The following is a 19661-nucleotide window of genomic DNA, read 5'->3' on the forward strand; positions in this document are numbered from 1 at the left end:
GGCCGCACCGCGGGCCCCCGCCGGTTGGGGGTGCCCGGGGGGGGGCCCCCCCGCGACCCACCGCGAGGAGCGACGTGACCTTCCGCAACCCAGTCCGGCACATCACCGTCGATGCGCACGACCCCTACCGGATCGCCGAGTTCTGGTCGGCGCTGACGGGCTGGCCGCTCGGACCGGACGACCACCCCGGCGACGACGAGGTCCTGGTCGACCCGCGGCAGCCCGGTGTGCCGGGGCTGCTGTTCATCCGGGTGCCCGAGGGCAAGACGGTCAAGAACCGCGTCCACCTCGACATCCAGCCCCCGTCGGGCACCCGCGACGAGGAGGTCGGGCGCCTCGCCGGACTCGGCGCCGAGGTGCTCGACGACCAGCGCCGGCCGGACGGCACCGGCTGGGTCGTGATGACCGACCCGGAGGGCAACGAGTTCTGCGTCGAGCGCAGCGCGGCCGAGCGCGGCGACGGCTGAGGCCGGCGACGGCCGAGCGCGGCGACGGCTGAGCGGGTCCTCAGCAGTGCGGTTCGGCGGCCGCCGCGGGTGCGGGGGCCACCGCCCAGGGCAGTGCGATCCACACCGTCTTGCCGCCGTCTTCGGTCGGGCTGACCGAGAGCCGGCCGCCCGCCTCCGCCGCCAGCCAGCGGATGATCACCATCCCGCGGCCGTTGTCCTGCTGGACGGCCGCCGGCAGCCGGCGCGGCCACCGCGGGTGGCTGTCGGTCACCCCGATCCGCAGCTGCTCCTCGCGCTCTAGCCGCATGTCCACCGTGAACGTCGGGGACTGGCCGAAGGTGTGCTGCACCGCATTGGTGGCGAGCTCGGAGACGATCAGGCGGACCGAGTCCCCGATCACGTGACCGTCCGGCAGGCCCCAGTCGGCGAGGACCTCCGCCACGTACCTCCGGGCGGCGGACACCGAAGCGGGATCGCTCGGCAGAGTGACGGATGCTTCCTGGTGGTCTGCCATGGCGACGCCTTTCCCCGCCGGGGCCGGACGGGCGGCTCGTAGCCGACGACGCGCGGCGGACCCCGGATCTGTGCTTCGCGCCAGACTGCCACTCTCCGCGGTTCCGGCGCGGGCGTTCCCCCAAGATATGCATTTATCTGTCGCTCAATGCGGTGAACTCTGCTACGGAAGAGCGTATTTGAAAGGGAAAACGGCAGACTGGCGCAGCAGCTGCCGGTGGAGGGAGACGGCCATGCAGTACGGTCCCGCGGTACGCCGCCGGCAGCTCGGCGAGGAACTGCGCACGCTCCGCGACCGGTCCGGGCTGACCAGCGGCGAAACTGCCCGGCTGCTCGGCTGGCACCAGTCGAAAATCAGCCGGATCGAGACCGGGCGCAGTGGCGTGAAACCGGACGACGTGCGGCTGCTGCTGGACACCTACGGGGTGGCCGGCGACCAGGAGCGGGCCCTGCTGGAGGCGCTGGCGTCGTGTGCCGCGGGGAGCGGGGCGAGCGCCGGGCCGGACCGGAAGTGGTGGCACGAGTACCGCGGCCTGCTGCCGCAGGAGTACCGGGACTTCATCAGTCTGGAGGCCACCGCGCGGGCGGCCCGCACGGTGGAGGTGTCCGTGGTGCCGGGCCTGCTGCAGACGGCCCGCTACGCACGGGCGGTGACCCGGGCCGCGCTGGACGGACTCCCGCCGGCGAAGGTGGACGCGCTGGTGGACGTACGGCTGGCCCGGCAGGCGGTGCTGCGGGCCGACCCGCCGCTCGAACTCAGCGCGGTCCTCGACGAGGCGGTGCTGCGCCGGCAGGTCGGGGGGCCCGAGGTGATGGCCGAGCAGCTGGCGCACCTGGCGGAGGTGTCACGGCTGCCCCAGGTGCGGCTCCAGGTGCTGCCGTTCAGCGTGGGGGGTCATCTCGGCCTCACGGGGCCTTTCGTCATCTTCTCATTTCCGAACATCGCCGATCTGGACGTGGTTGTTCTCGACCATTTGACGAGTAGCCTCTATCTGGAGCGGAAGGAAGACATCGAGGCGTACGGCGCTGCTTTCCGTACGATCCAGGCGCACGCCCTCCCGCCCCAGGACTCCTCGGATCTCATCAGCCGGATCGCTCACGGCGCGTAAGGAGGCACCATGTCCGCAACCCCCTTATCCCCCGGCGGACTTCTGCACAGCGCGAAATGGCGGCGGAGCAGCCGCAGTACCGGAATGAACAACTGCGTCGAGGCGGCGGTCCTCGGCCACCACGGCCTGCTGGCCGTGCGTGACTCCAAGCGGACCGAGGGCCCGGCCCTGGTCTTCACGGGCACGGCCTGGGCCGGTTTCCTCGGATACGTACGGGCCGCCGTGCCCGCCGGGGCGGCCTGAGTCAGTCCGCGGGACCGGCGGCGGCGGGGGCGGTCCGCAGGATCGTTGCGACCGCGCGCTCGATCTCGTCCCCCGTGAGGTCGGCGCGGGCGGTCAGCCGCAGCCGGGAGATGCCGTCGGGTACGGACGGCGGCCGGAAACAGCCCACGGACAGTCCTGCCTCGCGGCAGTCGGCGGCCCAGCGCAGTGCCGCCGACGGCGACGGGGCCCGCACCGACACCACGGCCGCGTCCGGCCTGGCTGCGGTCAGGCCGGACGCGGTCAGCCGCCCGTACAGGGTGGCGGCCACCTCGCGGGCGCGCGCCGCCCGCTCCGGTTCGCGGCGCAGCAGCCGCAGGCTGCCGAGCGCGGCCCCGGCCGCCGCGGGGGCCAGACCGGTGTCGAAGATGAAGCTCCGGGCCGTGTTCACCAGGTGCCGGATCACCTTGGCCGGGCCGAGGACCGCACCGCCCTGGCTGCCCAGCGACTTGGAGAGGGTGAGCGTGGCCACCACGCCGTCGCCGCCGGCCAGCCCGGCGGCGGCGAGCGCCCCGCGGCCGCCCTCGCCGAGCACGCCGAGCCCGTGCGCGTCGTCCACCAGCAGGGCCGCACCGTGCTCCCGGCAGGCGGCCGCGTACCCGGCGAGCGGGGCGGCATCCCCGTCGACGGAGAACACGGAGTCGCTGACCACGAGGGCACGCCCGTCGTGTGCGCCGAGGGTCTTGGCCACGGCCTCGGGGTCGGAGTGCGGCACCACGGCGGTCTCGGCGCGCGAGAGGCGGCAGCCGTCGACGATCGAGGCGTGGTTGGCGGCGTCGGAGACCACCAGGGTGCCGGGGCCGCTCAGCGCGGTGACGGCGGCCAGGTTCGCCGCGTAGCCGGAGGAGAACACGAGGGCCGCCTGGAACCCGCAGAAATCGGCCAGTTCGCGTTCCAGGTCGCCGTGCAGCTCGGTGGTGCCGGTCACCAGGCGCGAGCCGGTGGCCCCGGCCCCCCAGCGGTGCAGGGCCGCCTCGGCGGCCGCGACCGTCTCGGGGTGGCGGGTCAGGCCCAGGTAGTCGTTGCTCGCGAGGTCCAGGAGGTCCGATGCGGCCGGGCGGGGACGCAGGGTCCGGACCAGTCCGGCCCGCTCGCGCGCCGCGGCGGCCTCGTCGATCCACGCGAACACGTCGGCGCTCGCGGGGTGCGGAGGGGCGGGCACGTGCGGGGGTGCGTCCTGCGGCATCGGCTGGGTCCTCGCGATTTGTCGGCTGTCCACAGACCCTAGCCGCCGGTGTTCCTGAGGGTGGTGTGGCGATGCACACACCCCTATCCCGTGAAGTTGTAGCTTCTCTCCTTGGCCGGGGCAGGTGCCGTAAGCCAGGATCAGGCCCATGGACCTGCTGAACACCCTGGTGGACAAGGGGCTGCGGCGTGAGCTGCCGACCCGCGAAGAGGCGCTCTCCGTACTGGCGACCTCCGACGACGAACTGCTCGACGTGGTGGCCGCGGCCGGCAAGGTGCGCCGCCAGTGGTTCGGCCGCCGGGTCAAGCTGAACTACCTCGTCAACCTCAAGTCCGGGCTGTGCCCGGAGGACTGCTCGTACTGCTCCCAGCGCCTGGGATCGAAGGCCGAGATCCTCAAGTACACCTGGCTGAAGCCCGAGGAGGCCTCGGAGGCCGCTGCCGCCGGTGTGGCGGGCGGCGCCAAGCGGGTCTGCCTGGTCGCGAGCGGCCGCGGTCCGACGGACCGGGACGTGGACCGGGTCTCGAAGACCATCGAGGCCATCAAGGAGCAGAACGAGGGCATCGAGGTCTGCGCCTGCCTGGGCCTGCTCTCGGACGGCCAGGCGGAGAAGCTGCGCGATGCCGGCGCCGACGCCTACAACCACAACCTCAACACGTCCGAGGCGACGTACGGGAAGATCACCAAGACCCACACGTACGCCGACCGAGTGGACACCGTGCAGAAGGCGCACGGCGCGGGCCTGTCGGCGTGCTCCGGTCTGATCGCGGGCATGGGCGAGACCGACGAGGACCTCGTCGACGTGGTGTTCTCGCTGCGCGAGCTGGACCCGGACTCGGTGCCGGTCAACTTCCTCATCCCGTTCGAGGGCACCCCGCTCGCCAAGGAGTGGAACCTCACCCCGCAGCGTGCGCTGCGGATCCTGGCGATGGTCCGGTTCGTCTGCCCGGACATCGAGGTCCGGCTCGCGGGCGGCCGCGAGGTGCACCTGCGCACCCTGCAGCCGCTGGCGCTGAACATCGTCAACTCGATCTTCCTCGGCGACTACCTCACCAGTGAGGGCCAGGCCGGCCAGGCCGACCTCGACATGATCGCGGACGCCGGCTTCGAGGTGGAGGGCGCGGGCACCACGACCCTGCCCAAGCACCGGGCCGACGTGGCGGGCGGCGGCTGCGGCTCGCACGCGGCACCGGCTCAGGGCGGGGGCTGCGGCTCGCACGCGGCATCCGCCGACGGCGCCGAGGGCGCGGCCGGTGGCGGCTGCGGCTCGCACGCGGGCGGCGGCTGCGGACCGTGCGGTTCCGTGCCGGCCGGGACCGAGGCCGAGCCGGTTGCCGCGGCGGCTCCGGCCGGCCAGGCGCCGGCCGACGCGTCGGGTGCCCGTCCCGACCTGGTGGCGGTGCGCCGCCGCGGGGCCGGCACGGACCTGGCGCCCAATGCCTGACCGGGTTCCCGCGCCTTCCGCCGTGCCCGCTCTGCCCGCTCTGCCCGCCGACGAGCTGCTGGCCCTGGACCGGCAGCACGTCTGGCACCCGTACGGTCCGATGCCGGGCCGTCAGGAGCCGCTGGTGGTCGAGTCGGCCGCCGGGGTCCGGCTGCGGCTCGGCGCGCCCGCCGAGGGGCAGGACGAGCTGATCGACGGCATGTCCTCCTGGTGGTCGGCCATCCACGGCTACAACCACCCGGTGCTGAACGAGGCCGTGCAGGACCAGCTGGGGCGTATGAGCCACGTGATGTTCGGCGGGCTCACCCACGAGCCCGCCGTCCGGCTCGCGGCCCGGCTCGTCGAGATCACCCCGGCCGGTCTGGAGCACGTGTTCCTCGCCGACTCGGGGTCGGTCGCGGTCGAGGTCGCGGTCAAGATGTGCCTGCAGTACTGGCGTTCCATCGGACGGTCGGGCAAGACCCGGCTGATGACCTGGCGCGGCGGCTACCACGGCGACACCTGGCAGCCGATGGCCGTGTGCGACCCCGAAGGCGGCATGCACGAGCTGTGGCAGGGCCACCTGCCGCGGCAGGTGTTCGCCGACGCCCCGCCCGGCGGTTTCGACGCCGCGCCGGACCCGGCGTACGTCGCCCACCTGCGCGAGGTGGTGGCCCGGCACGCGGACGAGCTGGCCGCCGTGATCGTGGAGCCGGTGGTGCAGGGGGCCGGCGGCATGCGCTTCCACTCCCCCGGGTACCTGCGCGTCCTGCGCGAGCTGTGCGACGAGTTCGGGGTGCTGCTGATCCTCGACGAGATCGCGACCGGGTTCGGGCGGACCGGCGCGCTGTTCGCCGCGGACCACGCCGGCATCACGCCCGATGTGATGTGCATCGGGAAGGCACTGACGGGCGGTTACCTGACACTGGCAGCCGCGCTGTGCACCTCGCGGGTGGCCGACGGGATCTCGCAGGGCGAGGTGCCCGTGCTCGCGCACGGGCCGACGTTCATGGGCAACCCGCTCGCCGCTTCGGTCGCGCTGGCCTCCGTCGACCTGCTGCTCGGGCAGGACTGGCGGCTGGAGGTCAAGCGGATCGAGGCGGGCCTGCGGGAGGGCCTCACCCCGGCCGCCGGGCTGCCCGGCGTACGGGAGGTCCGGGTGCTGGGCGCGATCGGCGTGGTCCAGCTCGACCACGACGTGGACATGGCGGCGGCGACCCGGGCGGCGGTCCGCGAGGGCGTCTGGCTGCGGCCGTTCCGCGACATGATCTACACCATGCCGCCGTTCGTCACCGGCGACGCGGACGTGGCACGCATCTGCCGTGCGGTGTGCGCGGCCGCACGGGAGGGCTGACGGCAGCCATGGGGATCATCGTGGTGTCCGGTACGGGCACGGAGATCGGCAAGACGGTCGTGACCTCGGCCGTCGCGGCGGCCGCCGTGGCGGCCGGCCGTTCGGTGGCGGTGCTGAAGCCCGCCCAGACCGGTGTGGCGCCGGGCGAGCCCGGCGACGTCGCCGAGGTGGCCCGGCTGGCGGGCGGCGCGGTCACCGGCGTGGAGCTGGTCCGCTACCCGGAGCCGCTGGCTCCGGAACGCGCCGCGCTCCGCGCCGGGATGGCGACGGTCTCGCCGGAGGAGGTCGCCGACGCCGCACGGAAGCTGGCCGCCGGGCACGACCTGGTCCTGGTCGAGGGCGCGGGCGGGCTGCTCGTGCGGTTCGACGCGGCCGGGCACACCCTGGCGGACACGGCCCGGCTGCTCGGCGCGCCGGTGCTGGTGGTCGCCCCCGCCGGGCTGGGCACGCTGAACTCGGCGACGCTGACCGGCGAGGCCCTGCGGGCCCGCGGGATCACCCAGCTGGGCGTGGTGGTCGGCAGCTGGCCGGCGGCGCCGGATCTCGCGGCCCGCTGCAACCTGGCGGACCTGCCGGTGGCCGCGCAGGCACCGCTGCTGGGCGCGGTTCCGGAGGGCGCGGGCGCGCTGGCGCCGGAAGCGTTCCGCGCGGCGGCGGCCGGCTGGCTGGCGCCGGAGCTCGGCGGCGCCTGGGCGGCGGACGCCTTCCTGACGGCCTGGGCCTGACGGTCCGGCGTACGGACGACGGCGGGGCGGTGGAGCGACGGCTCCGCCGCCCCTCGCCGTACGAGGGGTGAGCTGCGGCAGCGGGGGGAGACTGAAGGTACGCGTCCGTCCGGTTCCGTCGCGGGTCCCCGTCAGTGCCCGCCGCCCCCCTCCGTGCGGAGGCGGGGCGGATCCGCGCGTGGAATCCCGTGCGAGGAGGTCCGCCATGCCCCTGCGAGCCCACGGGCCGCAGTCGTCCCGCAGCTCCGTGCACCATCCCGTCTTCGCCCGCTGCTACGCCCGGCTGAGCGTGCAGGCGGACATCCGGGGCGGCCTGGCGGCCGTCCGCGCCGAGCTGCTCCGGGGGCTCTCCGGCCGGGTCATCGAGATCGGTGCGGGCAACGGCCTGAACTTCCCGCACTATCCGCAGGCGGTCTCCGAGGTCGTCGCGATCGAACCGGAGCCGACCCTGCGTCGGCTCGCGGTGCGCGCTGCGGTGCGGGCGGAGGTTCCGGTGGACGTGGTGCCGGGCGCCGCGGAGGCACTGCCGGTGAAGAGCGAGGCCTTCGACGCCGCGGTGTGCTCCCTGGTCCTGTGCACGGTCCGGGACCTGCCGCGGTCGCTGGCCGAACTGCGGCGGGTGCTGCGGCCCGGCGGCGAGGTGCGCTTCTTCGAGCACGGGCTCGCGCCCGGGCCGGGGATGGCCGCGGTGCAGCGCGGGCTCGACCGGACGGTGTGGCCCCGGCTGTTCGGAGGCTGCCACACGGCGCGCGACGCGCTGGCCGCCCTGGAGGCGGCGGGCTTCGACATCACGGCCCAGCGCGGGCTGCGCGTACCGGAGCGGGGGCCGGCGTTCCCCACGTCGTACTGCGTCCTCGGGACGGCCCGGCGGCCTGCCTGAGGGGTGGCCGGGCGGCGTGCGGGGCGGTCCCCCGCGGTGCCCGGCATGTGGAATCCACTCGCGGCGGGCGGGCCGGCAGTGGTGGGATGCCGCAATGGATGATCTTCGCATCAGGACCGCCCGCGCCGACGAGCTGCCCGCCGTCCTCGCCTTCTGGGGCTCGGCCGCCGAGGGCACCAGCATCAGCGATGACCTGGCCGGGGTCGCCGGCCTGGTCGGGCGCGACCCGGAGGCCCTGCTCCTGGCCGAGCGCGGCGGCGAGCTGGTCGGCACGGTGATCGCCGGCTTCGACGGCTGGCGATGCCACCTGTACCGGCTGGCCGTGCACCCCGGCCACCGCCGCAGGGGCGTGGCGACCGCGCTGCTGGCCGCTGCGGAGGAACGGTTCGTCCGGCTGGGCGGCCGGCGCGGTGACGCCATGGTGCTCAACCGGAACGAGGGAGGCCGGCAGGCCTGGCAGGCTGCCGGCTACCGGCCCGAGGACCACTGGACCCGCTGGGTCAAGCCGCTGGCGGGCTGACGCCGCAGGGCCCGGCCCGCACATTCGCTTTGCCCGTCCTTTACTCTGTAGGGGACATCCGACCCTTCCTGTGAAAGGTGTGAGCGTCCGCCCATGGGCGAGCCTCCCAGTACCCGACATCGCGCACGTCGCCTCCCCCTGTCCGATCCTGGGACGGAGGTGAACCGATGACCGAAGTGCTTCTGCTCGTCGTGGCGCTGCTGCTCTGCCTTGCGTGCGGAGTGTTCGTCGCGGCCGAGTTCTCTCTGACCACCGTCGAGCGGGCAGAGCTCGAAGAGGCCGCGGAGCGCGGCGAGCGGGGTGCCGAGAGCGCCCTCGCCGCCGCCCGGAGCCTGACGTTCCAGCTCTCCGGGGCCCAGCTCGGCATCACGGTGACCGGCCTGGTGATCGGCATGATCTCCAAGCCCTCGATCGCCGCCCTGCTGGAGCACCCGTTCGCGTCCCTCGGCCTGTCGGCCGGGGCCGCCTCGACCACGGCGCTGCTCCTCGGCACCGTCCTGTCGACCGTCGTCCTGATGGTCGTCGGCGAGCTGGTGCCGAAGAACTGGGCCATCTCCTCCCCGCTGGCCGTCGCCAAGCGGGTCGCCGGTGCCCAGCGGGTGTTCAGCCGGGCCTTCGGGCCGCTGATCCGGCACCTGAACAACACCGCGAACCGGATGGTCCGCCGATTCGGCATGGAGCCGGCGGAGGAACTGGCCTCGGCACGCAGCCCGCAGGAGCTGGTGGCACTGGCCCGGCACTCCGCCAAGGCGGGCGCGCTGGAGAAGGACACCGCCGAGCTGTTCGTACGCACCCTCAACCTCGCGGACCTCACGGCGGAGAACGTCATGACGCCGCGGGTCCAGGTCACCGCGCTCGACGTGCAGACGACGGCCGAGGACGTGGCGAACGCGACGCAGGCCACCGGCCTCTCCCGGTTCCCGGTCTACCGCGGCAGCCTCGACACCGTCGTGGGCACCGTGCACATCAAGGACGTGCTGGCGCTGCCGGCCGAGGACCGCCACCGGTACCCGGTGTCCCAGCTGCTGCGCGAGCCGCTGCTGGTGCCCGAGTCCCTCACCGTGGACCGGCTCCTGGACCGCCTCTCCGGCCGCCGGACCATGGCCGTCGTGATCGACGAGTACGGCGGTACGGCCGGCGTGGCCACGCTGGAGGACATCGTCGAGGAGGTCGTCGGCGAGGTGCGGGACGAGCACGATCCGCACGAGACCCCGGACCTCGCCTCCGCGGGCACGGACGCGAACGGCCGCCGGCTGTACTCCGCGGACGGCTTCGCCCGCACCGACCAGCTGGAGCGGATAGGCCTGCGGGTGCCGGACGGCCCGTACGAGACGCTGGCCGGGCTCATCGCGACCGAGCTGGGCCGGATCCCGGCGGTCGGCGACACGCTGGAGCTGGACGGCTGGCGGCTGGACGTCGTCGACGCCACGGGCCGCCGCGCGGCCCGCGTGCTGCTGCACCTGCCGGTGGACGGCGAGGGCGCGGCGGGCCCGGGCCTGCCCGAGACGACGGACGAGCCGGAGACGGAGCAGGGCCGATGACCGCGATCCAATTGCTGATCGGCCTGGCGACCCTGGTCGTCAACGCCTTCTTCGTCGGCGCGGAGTTCGCGCTGATCTCGGTGCGGCGCAGCCAGATCGAGCCGAGCGCCGAACGCGGCGACCGGCGCGCGCGCAGCGTCCTGTGGGGCCTGGAGCACGTGTCCGCGCTGATGGCGGCGGCCCAGCTGGGCATCACGCTGTGCACCCTGGTGCTCGGCGTGGTGGCCGAACCGGCCATCGCCCACCTGCTCACCCCGCTGTTCGACCTGGTCGGCGTGCCGGAGGGGCTCACCCACGCGATCTCGTTCGTGGTGGCCCTGGCCCTCGCGACGTACCTGCACATGCTGCTGGGCGAGATGGTCCCGAAGAACGTCGCGCTGTCCGAGCCGGTGCGCACCGCGCTCCTGCTCGGCCCGCCGCTGGTCACCCTGACCCGGGCCCTGAAGCCGGTGATCTTCGCGATCAACGCCTTCGCCAACACGCTGCTGAAGCTGCTGCGCGTCGAGGTCAAGGACGAGGTGTCCGCGACGTTCTCGGACGACGAGCTGGCCCGCATCGTGAAGGACTCCAGCGACGCGGGGCTGATCGACGGCCGGGCGAGCGAGCGCCTGCACGACGCCCTGGAGCTGGGCCGCCGGCCGGTGGCCGACGTGGTACTGCCCGCGGACCGGGTGGTCGTCGCCCGGCAGGGGGTCACCCCGGCCGGCCTGGAACGGCTGTCGGCCTCGTCCGGCTACTCCCGCTTCCCGGTCGTCGACGAGCAGCGCGGCATCCTCGGCTACCTGCACGTCAAGGACACTCTCGACGCACTGGACCGGGACGAGCCGTTCCCGGTGTCCGCCCTGCGGCCGATCGCCCAGGTGCGGGCCGAGACCCCGCTGGACGACGTGCTGACCGCCATGCGGCGCAGCCGGACCCACCTGGCCGCGGTGCTCGGCGCCGACGGCGCCCTGGCGGGCCTGGTGACCATGGAGGACGTCCTGCGGGAGCTGTTCGGCAAACCGGCCGCCGCATGACCGCCGCGCGGTTCCCGGCCTCCACAGGTCGCGAACCGCGCGGTAACATCGCTCCGCCATGGAGATGAATGCGTCGTACACCAGTCTCGTCGCGGTCGGGGACTCCTTCACCGAAGGAATGTCCGACCGCCTGCCGGACGGCTCCTACCGGGGCTGGGCCGATCTGCTCGCCGCGCGGCTCGCCGCGCGCGAACCCGGCTTCCGCTACGCGAACCTCGCGGTCCGCGGCAAGCTGATCGGGCAGATCGTCGAGGAACAGGTCGACGCGGCGGCCGCAATGAAGCCCGACGTCATCACGCTGGTCGGCGGGCTCAACGACACGCTCCGGCCCAAGTGCGACATGGGCCGGGTGCGTGGCCTCCTGGAAGAGGCCGTGGAACGCCTCGCCCCGGCCTGCGGCCGGCTCGTCCTGATGCGCTCACCGGGTCGCGAGGGCCCGGTGATGGAGCGCTTCAAGCCCCGGATGGAGGAGCTCTTCTCCGTCATCGACGAGCTGGCCCGCCGGCACGACGCCCTCGTCGTGGACCTGTACGGCGCTCCCGTCCTCGCCGACCCCCGGCTCTGGGACGTGGACCGGCTGCACCTGACGGCCGAGGGCCACCACAGGGTCTCGGAAGCGGTCTGGCAGACCCTGGGCCTCCCGCCGGAGGACGACTGGCGCGCCGCCCTCCCCGCTCCGCAGCCCCAGGCCTGGGCCGCCCGCCGGACCAGCGACCTGCGTTTCGCCCGGGAGCACCTCTTCCCGTGGATCGGCCGCCGCCTCACCGGCCGCTCCTCGGGCGACGGCCTCCCCGCCAAGCGCCCCGAGCTGCTGCCCTATGAGACGCCGCTCTCGTAGCTAGCCACAAACAGGGGCGGGGCGCTGGCCTGCGTGAATCGACAGTAGAATCCGTACACGTGACAGCCAAGCCCCGCATCCCCAATGTCCTGGCCGGCCGCTACGCCTCCGCGGAGCTCGCCGTCCTGTGGTCCCCCGAGTACAAGGTGACGCTGGAGCGTCGGCTGTGGCTCGCCGTGCTGCGTGCCCAGAAGGACCTCGGCATCGACGTCCCGGACGCGGCCCTCGCCGACTACGAGCGCGTCCTGGAGCAGGTCGACCTCGCGTCCATCGCCGAGCGCGAGAAGGTCACCCGCCACGACGTGAAGGCCCGCATCGAGGAGTTCAACGCCCTCGCCGGCCACGAGCACGTCCACAAGGGCATGACCTCCCGCGACCTGACCGAGAACGTCGAGCAGCTGCAGATCCGGCTCTCACTGGAGCTGGTCCGCGACCGCACGGTCGCCGTCCTCGCCCGCACCGGCAAGCTGGCCGGGGAGTACGCCGAGCTGGTCATGGCCGGCCGCTCCCACAACGTGGCCGCCCAGGCCACCACGCTGGGCAAGCGCTTCGCCACCGCCGCCGACGAGCTGCTGGTCGCCTACGGCCGCCTCGAGGACCTCCTGAACCGCTACCCGCTGCGCGGCATCAAGGGCCCGGTCGGCACCTCGCAGGACATGCTCGACCTGCTCGGCGGCGACGCCGCGAAGCTCGCCGATCTGGAGCAGCGCATCGCCGCCCACCTGGGCTTCGCGCAGGCCTTCACCTCCGTCGGCCAGGTCTACCCCCGTTCTCTCGACTACGACGTGGTCACCGCGCTGGTGCAGCTGGCCGCGGCCCCGTCCTCGGTGGCGAAGACGATCCGCCTGATGGCCGGCCACGAGCTGGTCACCGAGGGCTTCAAGCCCGGCCAGGTCGGCTCCTCCGCCATGCCGCACAAGATGAACACCCGCTCCTGCGAGCGCGTGAACGGCCTCATGGTCATCCTCCGCGGCTACGCCTCGATGACCGGCGAGCTGGCCGGCGACCAGTGGAACGAGGGCGACGTGTCCTGCTCCGTGGTCCGCCGGGTCGCGCTGCCCGACGCCTTCTTCGCCTTCGACGGCCTGCTGGAGACCTTCCTGACGGTCCTCGACGAGTTCGGCGCCTTCCCCGCCGTCGTGGCCCGCGAACTCGACCGCTACCTCCCCTTCCTCGCCACCACCAAGGTCCTCATGGGCGCCGTCCGCGCCGGTGTCGGCCGCGAGGTCGCCCACGAGGCGATCAAGGAGCACGCGGTGGCCTCCGCTCTCGCGATGCGCGAGCAGGGCGCCGAGCGCAACGAACTGCTCGACAAGCTCGCCGCCGACGACCGCATCCCGCTCGACCGCGCCCAGCTGGACGGTCTGATGGCCGACAAGCTCTCCTTCACCGGCGCGGCCGGCGACCAGGTCGCCACCGTGGTCGCCCGCATCGAGGAGATCGCCAAGCAGCACCCGGAGGCCGCCGGGTACACGCCGGGGTCGATCCTCTGAGTCCCGAGGAGCTCTCCGCCGCCCGTGACCGCGTCCTCCCGGACGTGGTCGCGGGCGGTCTTCGCGTGCTGTTCTGCGGTATCAATCCGGGTCTCCTCTCCGCCGCGACGGGCCACCACTTCGCCCGCCCCGGCAACCGTTTCTGGCCGGTCCTCCACCTGTCCGGCTTCACGCCGCGCCGGCTGGCCCCGGCCGAGCAGGAGGAACTCCTCTCGTACGGCCTCGGCATCACCAACGTGGTGGCCCGGGCCACGGCCCGCGCCGACGAACTGACCGCCGAGGAGTTCCGCGAAGGCGGCCGGATCCTGACCGCGAAGGTGGAGCAGCTCCAGCCGGCATGGCTGGCCGTGGTGGGCGTGACCGCGTACCGCACCGTCTTCGGCGAGCGCCGGGCCCGGATCGGGCCGCAGGAGCGGACGATCGGCGCCACCCGCATCTGGGCCCTGCCCAACCCCAGCGGCCTCAATGCCCACTGGACCGCCGCCTCGATGGCCGAGGAGTACGCCCGTCTGCGTTCGGCCGCTACGGCGGATCCACCACGGTGACCGCCGCCAGCAGAACCCGGGGCTGTCCGGTCCCCCACTGAGCGGCACAGAGCACCAGCCACCGCTCCTCGACCCGCCACAGGTGCACGTGGTCGGTGACGCTGCACACCGTGAGCCACGGCTCCGGTATCTCCCCCTCTCCTGTGGTCCGTCCGCGCAGGGTGCCGACGGCGAAGACCTGTGGGTCGCCCCACCGCGCCGTCAGCGCCTCTTCCAGCGCGGTGTACTCCGCTGACACCTGCTCTGCCTGCTCCGCCTCTGCCGCCGGGTCCTCCTGCTCGGCGGAGTGACCCAGGGCGGCGAGGTGGTAGCCGGGACCGCTCCACGCCTCCCCCGAGCCGTCGCGCACGTCGGCGAACTCGCTCGTGCGCAGCCGTTCGATCGTGTCGAGATGCAGTGCGGTGGTCATGCCGTCAGTAAACCCGCCGGCACTGACAACTGGTCTGCCATCAGGCGTCGCGTCGCCGGAGGGCGGCCCACCCCGCGGCCAGCGCGGCCACCGCCCACAGCGCCGTCACCGCAAGGCCGGCCCAAGGACCCAGCGAACCCTGCGGGTCCTGCTGGAGGACGAGCTGCCCGGCCCGGTCGGGCAGGTACTGGGCTGCACCGCCGGCCATGTCCCCGATGATGAACGACACGATGAGGATGAAGGGTATGAGCAGGCTGAGAACGGCCACTCCGCTGCGCAGCAGCGCCGTCAGGCCGGCCGCGAGCAAGGCCATCAGTGCCAGGTAGATCCCGCCGCCGACGGTCGCGCGCAGCGCTCCCTCGTCGCCCAGTCCGATGGCCTGGGAGCCCATGAGCGCCTGGCCGCCGAGGAAGGACACGAAGGTCGCGGCCTGACCGAGGAGTAGGGCTGCGAAGCCCAGGACTCCGATCTTCGAAAGGAAGAACCGGGTGCGGTCCGGTACGGCGGTGAGGCTGGTGCGCAGCGCGCCGTTGTGGAACTCCGCGGCAAGCGTGGTCGTGCCGAAGGCGATCGCGGCTATCTGACCGAAGTTCAGGGCGTAGAAGGCCCCCGACAGCCGGTCGGGGCCGAGGCTGTCCGCCTCGTCCTGCCCCACCGTGGCGCCCACGAGGAGGCTGATGGCGACGGTGACGAGGGGTATGGACAGCAGGGAGCCGAACGAGGCCCGGACGGACCGTATTTTGATCCACTCGGCGTGGAGAACGGGCCTGACGGGCAGGGCGGTGGTGGCGCTCATGGTCATGCCTCCTGACGGACGGACGGGGCGGTGGATGCGAAGGGGGTGTCGGCGGCGGTCAGGTCGAGGTAGGCCTGTTCCAGCGAAGCCCGCTCGTCCGCGAGCCCCAGGAGGGGAATCCCCTCGCGGGCGGCGAGTGCGCCGACTTCTTCGGCACGGATGCCGTCGACGGTCCATCCCGTGTCGCCGGCGTCGAGCAGCAGGCGGCCCTCGCGGCCGAGCAGCGTGCGCAGCCGCTCGGGTTCGGTGGTGCGTATGCGGACCCGGGCCCTGCTGTGCGCATCGATGAAGTCGTTCATCGGCAGGTCGGCGAGCAGTCGGCCACGGCCGAGGATGACCAGGTGGTCAGCCGTGGCCGCGGTCTCCGCCATCAGGTGACTGGACACGAGGACCGTCCGGCCTTCCGAGGCGAGGCGGCGCATCAGCTCGCGGATCCAGATGATGCCCTCAGGGTCCAGGCCGTTGGCCGGCTCGTCCAGCATCAGGACCGCGGGGTCGCCGAGGAGGGCTGCCGCGATGCCCAGGCGCTGGCGCATCCCGAGGGAGAAGGTCTTGATGCGCTTGCGCGCCGCCGAGGCGATGCCCGTCTCCTCCAGCACCCGGTCGACCCGGTCCCTGGGGAGCCGGTTGCCGACCGCGAGGGCCAGCAGGTGGTCCCGGGCGGTGCGGGAGCCGTGTGCCGCCTGGGGGTCGAGGAGCGCCCCCACTTCCCGCAGCGGGTGGGTGAAGCTCGTGTAGCGGCGGCCGCCGATGGTCGCCGTGCCCGAGGTGACTCGGTCGAGGCCGAGGACCAGCCTCATGGTCGTGGACTTGCCAGCGCCGTTGGGTCCGAGGAATCCGGTGACCCGGCCGGGCCGGACGGTGAACGACAGCCCGTCGACAGCCCGGGTCGAGCCGTACTGCTTGGTGAGTTCGTGGATCTCGATGCTCTTCATGGCTCCAAGGCTGGCTTTCGCCTCCGGGTCACTTCCTCCCCCGCCCGGGGGGATCGTCTCCCCCGTGCGGGGGAGACGATGCCGATCACCTGGCTGGCACGATGGCGCCATGTCCCGATTCCTCCGAGCACCGATCCAGCCGGTGACCTACGCCCGTTGGCTCCATCTCGTCGTGCCCAGCCTGTGCTTCGCCGTGTGGATGTTCATAGCTCCGCAGTACCCGTGGGTGCCGGCGCTGTTCATCGCACCATGCGGGCTGGTGCCGTGGGTGCGGCTGGCCGAGGGGCTCCAGGCCCAGTTCCTGTTGGTCGCGCAGGGAGAGACGGCAGAGGAGAAGGCCTCCATATCCGCCGCACCGTCGCGGAGTTGGGCCGACCGCTGGCGGACCGTGCTCTGGCTGGAGATACGGGTCGGGCTGGCCGGTCTGACCCTCTTCGCCAGTGTGTGGCTGCTCGTCCTCACTGTGGAGCTCGTGGGCATCGCCGTGGGGCGGCCGCCGGGTGACGACCGGGTGGTCCCGGAAGGCGTCCCCGCCTGGGCGGCGGCACTCCTGTCACCGCTGCCCCTGCTGGTGCTGATCGCCGTGGTGACCCTGCTGGGAGAGGCGGTGACCGGGATCGCGCGCCGGCTGCTCGGGCCTTCGGCCGCAGAGCGGCTGTCCCGGCTGGAGGTGCGGACCGCTCAGCTCCTGGAGCGGGCCAGGATCGCGCGCGAGCTGCACGACTCCATCGGGCACGCGCTGACCGTCGCCGTGGTCCAGGCGGGCGCGGCCCGCGCGGCGGGGAATCCAGACTTCACGGAACGGGCGCTCGGTGCGATCGAGGAGACCGGCCGGGCCGCCCTGGAGGACTTGGAGCGAGTGCTGAAGGTCCTGCGGGAGTCGGGACAACCTCCGTCGGCGGGACCGACGTTGGGGGAGGCCGACCGCCTGCTGGAGTCGGCGCGTGGTTCCGGTTCGGCTGTGGACGTCCGGCTCTCGGGCCGGCTGGACCGGCTTCCGGATCCCGTGAGCAGGGAGGGGTACCGGATCCTGCAGGAGGCGCTGACGAACGTCCTGCGGCACTGCGGCCCGGTACCCGTGCGGGTGAGGATCGATGTGAGCCCGGAGGGGCTGGAGTTGGAGGTGGTCAACCCCTGTCCGGAGGACAGGCCGATGTGGCTCAAGGGAGGAGGCGGAGGGCTGCGGGGCATCAGGGAACGGGCCGCGCTGCTCGGCGGTGAGGCCCACACGGGCCCGCATGCGGGTGAGTGGCGGGTGAGCGCCCGGCTTCCGCTGGAGCGCATACCCTGACCGGATGCCGGTCACCGTACTCCTCGTCGACGACGAGCCCCTCGTGCGCGCGGGTCTGCGCGCGGTCCTGGAAGCACAGTCCGACATCGAAGTGGTCGGTGAGGCCGCGGATGGCGCGGCGGTCGTGCCCCTGGTGCGGCAGCTGCGGCCGGACGTGGTGGCGATGGACGTGCGGATGCCGCTGCTCGACGGCATCGAGGCCACCAAGGCGGTGCTGAAGACGGTGGACGCGCCGCCGAAGATCCTGGTGGTGACGACGTTCGAGAACGACGAGTACGTCTACCAGGCGCTGCGGGCGGGAGCGGACGGCTTCCTGCTGAAGCGGTCCCGGCCGGCCGAGATCGTGCACGCGGTGCGGCTGGTGGCGGAAGGAGAGACGCTGCTGTTCCCGGCGGCGGTGCGGGCGCTCGCGTCGGAGTACGGGAACAAGGCGGCCCGGAAGGCACTGGAGCGGGCCGCGCTCACGGAGAAGGAGGGGGTGGTGCTGAAGCTGATGGCCCGAGGCCTGTCCAATGCGGAGATCGCCTCCGAGATGTACGTGGGCACGGAGACGGTGAAGAGCCACGTCAGCGCGGTGCTGGCGAAGCTCGGGGCGCGGGACCGCACCCAGGCGGTGATCGCGGCCTACGAGTCGGGGTTCGTGGCGCCCGCCTGAGCGGGGGTACCCCCTGGTCCTCGCCGCAGGTCCTGCGGCGCAGTACGATCCGGGCTGACAGGTGCACGAGCTGGGAGGACACACGTTGGGGCAGCTGACCGGCGGGGATCCTTCTCTGCTCCGGCGGATCAATTCCGCCGTGGTGCTGCGCGCGCTGCGCGCGGCCGGATCGCCGACACTCACCGACCTGACCCGGGTGACCGGGCTGTCGCGGCCGACGGTCGAAGGCGTGGTCGAAGGGCTCATGGCCTCCGGACTGGTCGTCGAGGCCGTTGCCGAGGAGGGCGCCCGCAGGCAGGGGCGTCCGGCGCGGAGGTTCCGCTTCCGCACGGAGGCGGGGCATCTGCTGGGCATCGAGATCGGCTCGCATCGGGTGGCGGCGCTGCTGTCCGGGCTGGACGGCCGGGTGATCGGCGCCGGCACCAAGGAGGTCGCCGAGACGGCCTCCAGCGACGAGCGGCTGGAGAAGGTGCGGGCGACCGTGGCCGACCTGCTGCGGCGGGCCGGCGTACCGCGGGACTCGTTGCGGGCCGTCGGGGTGGGCAGTCCCGGGATCGTCGAGGCCGATGGCACGGTGCGCCTGGGCACGGCGCTGCCGGGCTGGACCGGGCTGCCGCTGGGTGAACGGCTGCGCCGCTCGTTCCGTTGCCCGGTGCATGTGGAGAACGACGCGAACGCGGCGGCCGTGGCCGAGCACTGGAAGGGCGCGGCGCAGGACACGGACGATGTGGTGTTCGTGATGGCCGGGCTCAGCCCCGGGGCGGGCTCGCTGATCGGCGGGCGGCTGCACCGGGGGTTCGGCGGGGCGGCCGGTGAGATCGGCGCGCTGCACCTGCTGGGTCGGGGTGTCACGCCGGAGCGGCTGCTTTCGACGACCGGGGAGCCGTTGCATCCGCTGGACGAGCAGGCCGTGGCGAAGGTCTTCGCGGAGGCGCGGCGCGGGGACGAGCGTGCGGTGGCTGCGGTGGAGCGGTTCATCCAGCGGCTGGTGCACGACGTTGCGGCGCTGGTGCTGGCGATCGACCCGGAGCTGGTCGTGGTCGGTGGCTGGGCCGCCGGGCTGGACGGCGTACTCGAACCGCTCCGGCAGGAGCTGGCCCGCTACTGCCTGCGGCCGCCTCGGGTGGCGCTGTCGCTGCTCGGCGAGGCTGCCGTGGCCACGGGCGCGTTGCGGCTGGCCCTGGACCATGTCGAGGAAGAGCTGTTCGCGGTGGAGAAGACGGTTACCGCCCGCCGGTGAAGCGTCGCCCGGGTCCGTGGGCGGGGCGGGCGGCGCGGGAGCGCCGGGGCCGGATCGCCGGTTGAGGGCGTCGGTTGAGGGCGTCGGTTGAGGGCGTCGGTGCGGGCTGCCGTGTGGGCCTGGGGAAGCCGCCCGTGGGTCCGGTGATCCGGAGGGGAAGACGGCCGTATTTCAGTCCGGCGCACTGACCGAGTCCGGGTCCAGCGCGGCGATCCGGCCGGTGACCCGGGAGCCGCCGGTTCGAGTCGCCGGCGGTGGGGCGGTCAGACGCCGGGGCCGGGCCGGCTGCGGCTCGGGCCACGGGGCTCGGGCCGGATGCCGCCGGTGGCTGCCGTTCCTGGCCGCGGTCCGCCCGGAACGTGCTCGGCCGCCTCGGGTCGGCCGGTCCGTCCGCACGGTCGCGAAGTGGCACGCCGCACGGGCAGAGGGGGGCCCGGGAGAGGACGGATCCCGTACCAAAGGCCTCACAGCCCGCGGCTTTC

The 19661-nt window shown here is 73.3% G+C and carries 21 protein-coding genes; 16 read left to right on the forward strand and 5 right to left on the reverse strand.

Features of this window, described 5'->3' with window-relative positions; translation table 11 throughout:
- The first annotated feature begins 74 nt into the window (after positions 1–74).
- Complete coding sequence (locus tag LG634_RS31780; protein ID WP_226738977.1) at positions 75–467, forward strand: VOC family protein; 393 nt, start codon at positions 75–77, stop codon at positions 465–467.
- Between the two features lie 40 nt (positions 468–507).
- Here the strand turns inward: LG634_RS31780 and LG634_RS31785 are convergent, their stop codons facing one another.
- The gene (locus LG634_RS31785) at positions 508–963 is read right to left on the reverse strand and encodes an ATP-binding protein (protein ID WP_226738979.1); all 456 of its coding nucleotides are present in this window, start codon (positions 961–963) and stop codon (positions 508–510) included.
- 232 nt (positions 964–1195) lie between these two features.
- Between LG634_RS31785 and LG634_RS31790 the strand changes: the two genes are divergently transcribed.
- Together LG634_RS31790 and LG634_RS31795 are read left to right on the forward strand one after the other, a co-directional pair.
- A complete protein-coding gene (locus LG634_RS31790) occupies positions 1196–2071 on the forward strand; it encodes a helix-turn-helix domain-containing protein (RefSeq protein ID WP_226738981.1) in 876 nt (291 codons plus the stop codon).
- Positions 2072–2080: 9 nt separating this feature from the next.
- On the forward strand, positions 2081–2314 hold the full coding sequence (locus LG634_RS31795) for a DUF397 domain-containing protein (protein WP_226738983.1): 234 nt from the start codon (positions 2081–2083) through the stop codon (positions 2312–2314).
- A 1-nt stretch (position 2315) separates the two neighbouring features.
- On the opposite strand, the gene LG634_RS31800 is transcribed toward LG634_RS31795, so the two are convergent.
- Positions 2316–3518, reverse strand: coding sequence for an 8-amino-7-oxononanoate synthase (locus LG634_RS31800; RefSeq protein WP_226738985.1), 1203 nt, complete (start codon positions 3516–3518; stop codon positions 2316–2318).
- A gap of 148 nt (positions 3519–3666) precedes the next feature.
- On the opposite strand from LG634_RS31800, the gene bioB reads away from it, so the two are divergent.
- The 10 genes from bioB (at position 3667) to mug (ending at position 13853) form a co-directional block, all read left to right on the forward strand.
- The gene (gene bioB / locus LG634_RS31805) at positions 3667–4962 is read left to right on the forward strand and encodes a biotin synthase BioB (RefSeq protein WP_226738987.1); all 1296 of its coding nucleotides are present in this window, start codon (positions 3667–3669) and stop codon (positions 4960–4962) included.
- Entirely contained in the window at positions 4955–6295 is a 1341-nt protein-coding gene (locus LG634_RS31810; RefSeq protein WP_226738989.1) for an adenosylmethionine--8-amino-7-oxononanoate transaminase, read from the forward strand. The genes bioB and LG634_RS31810 overlap by 8 nt, the downstream gene beginning before the upstream one ends.
- 8 nt (positions 6296–6303) lie before the next feature.
- Positions 6304–7020: a dethiobiotin synthase gene (gene bioD / locus LG634_RS31815; protein WP_226738991.1), complete on the forward strand. Its 717-nt coding sequence runs from the start codon at positions 6304–6306 to the stop codon at positions 7018–7020.
- Positions 7021–7225: 205 nt separating this feature from the next.
- Positions 7226–7900, forward strand: a complete 675-nt coding sequence (locus LG634_RS31820) for a class I SAM-dependent methyltransferase (protein WP_226738993.1) — start codon at positions 7226–7228, stop codon at positions 7898–7900.
- Positions 7901–7994: 94 nt separating this feature from the next.
- Entirely contained in the window at positions 7995–8420 is a 426-nt protein-coding gene (locus tag LG634_RS31825) for a GNAT family N-acetyltransferase (RefSeq protein ID WP_226738995.1), read from the forward strand.
- A 167-nt stretch (positions 8421–8587) separates the two neighbouring features.
- Positions 8588–9961 (forward strand): hemolysin family protein, encoded by a 1374-nt coding sequence (locus LG634_RS31830; RefSeq protein ID WP_226738997.1) that lies wholly within the window; start codon positions 8588–8590, stop codon positions 9959–9961.
- Positions 9958–10977 (forward strand): hemolysin family protein, encoded by a 1020-nt coding sequence (locus LG634_RS31835; protein ID WP_226738999.1) that lies wholly within the window; start codon positions 9958–9960, stop codon positions 10975–10977. The genes LG634_RS31830 and LG634_RS31835 overlap by 4 nt, the downstream gene beginning before the upstream one ends.
- 58 nt (positions 10978–11035) lie before the next feature.
- Positions 11036–11815, forward strand: coding sequence for an SGNH/GDSL hydrolase family protein (locus LG634_RS31840; protein WP_226739009.1), 780 nt, complete (start codon positions 11036–11038; stop codon positions 11813–11815).
- Positions 11816–11874: 59 nt separating this feature from the next.
- Entirely contained in the window at positions 11875–13308 is a 1434-nt protein-coding gene (gene purB / locus LG634_RS31845) for an adenylosuccinate lyase (protein ID WP_226739011.1), read from the forward strand.
- Entirely contained in the window at positions 13305–13853 is a 549-nt protein-coding gene (mug, locus tag LG634_RS31850; RefSeq protein WP_226739052.1) for a G/U mismatch-specific DNA glycosylase, read from the forward strand. Before purB ends, mug begins: the two co-directional genes overlap by 4 nt.
- On the opposite strand, the gene LG634_RS31855 is transcribed toward mug, so the two are convergent.
- The 3 genes from LG634_RS31855 to LG634_RS31865 are packed head-to-tail and all read right to left on the reverse strand — an operon-like array spanning position 13831 to position 15993.
- Positions 13831–14262, reverse strand: coding sequence for a hypothetical protein (locus tag LG634_RS31855; RefSeq protein ID WP_226739013.1), 432 nt, complete (start codon positions 14260–14262; stop codon positions 13831–13833). The genes mug and LG634_RS31855 overlap by 23 nt on opposite strands.
- A gap of 40 nt (positions 14263–14302) precedes the next feature.
- Positions 14303–15064: an ABC transporter permease gene (locus LG634_RS31860; protein ID WP_226739015.1), complete on the reverse strand. Its 762-nt coding sequence runs from the start codon at positions 15062–15064 to the stop codon at positions 14303–14305.
- Entirely contained in the window at positions 15061–15993 is a 933-nt protein-coding gene (locus LG634_RS31865; RefSeq protein WP_226739017.1) for an ATP-binding cassette domain-containing protein, read from the reverse strand. Before LG634_RS31865 ends, LG634_RS31860 begins: the two co-directional genes overlap by 4 nt.
- Positions 15994–16102: 109 nt before the next feature.
- Here LG634_RS31865 and LG634_RS31870 point away from each other — a divergent pair, with 109 nt between their 5' ends.
- The 3 genes from LG634_RS31870 (at position 16103) to LG634_RS31880 (ending at position 19179) form a co-directional block, all read left to right on the forward strand.
- The gene (locus LG634_RS31870) at positions 16103–17284 is read left to right on the forward strand and encodes a sensor histidine kinase (protein WP_226739019.1); all 1182 of its coding nucleotides are present in this window, start codon (positions 16103–16105) and stop codon (positions 17282–17284) included.
- 4 nt (positions 17285–17288) lie between these two features.
- Positions 17289–17939 carry a response regulator transcription factor gene (locus LG634_RS31875; RefSeq protein WP_226739021.1) on the forward strand — a complete coding sequence of 217 codons (651 nt, stop codon included), beginning with the start codon at positions 17289–17291 and terminating at the stop codon, positions 17937–17939.
- Between the two features lie 85 nt (positions 17940–18024).
- A complete protein-coding gene (locus LG634_RS31880; RefSeq protein WP_226739023.1) occupies positions 18025–19179 on the forward strand; it encodes an ROK family transcriptional regulator in 1155 nt (384 codons plus the stop codon).
- Positions 19180–19661: the final 482 nt, after the last annotated feature.

The sequence above is a fragment of the Streptomyces bambusae genome, from assembly GCF_020532645.1.
Classification (GTDB): domain Bacteria; phylum Actinomycetota; class Actinomycetes; order Streptomycetales; family Streptomycetaceae; genus Streptomyces; species Streptomyces bambusae.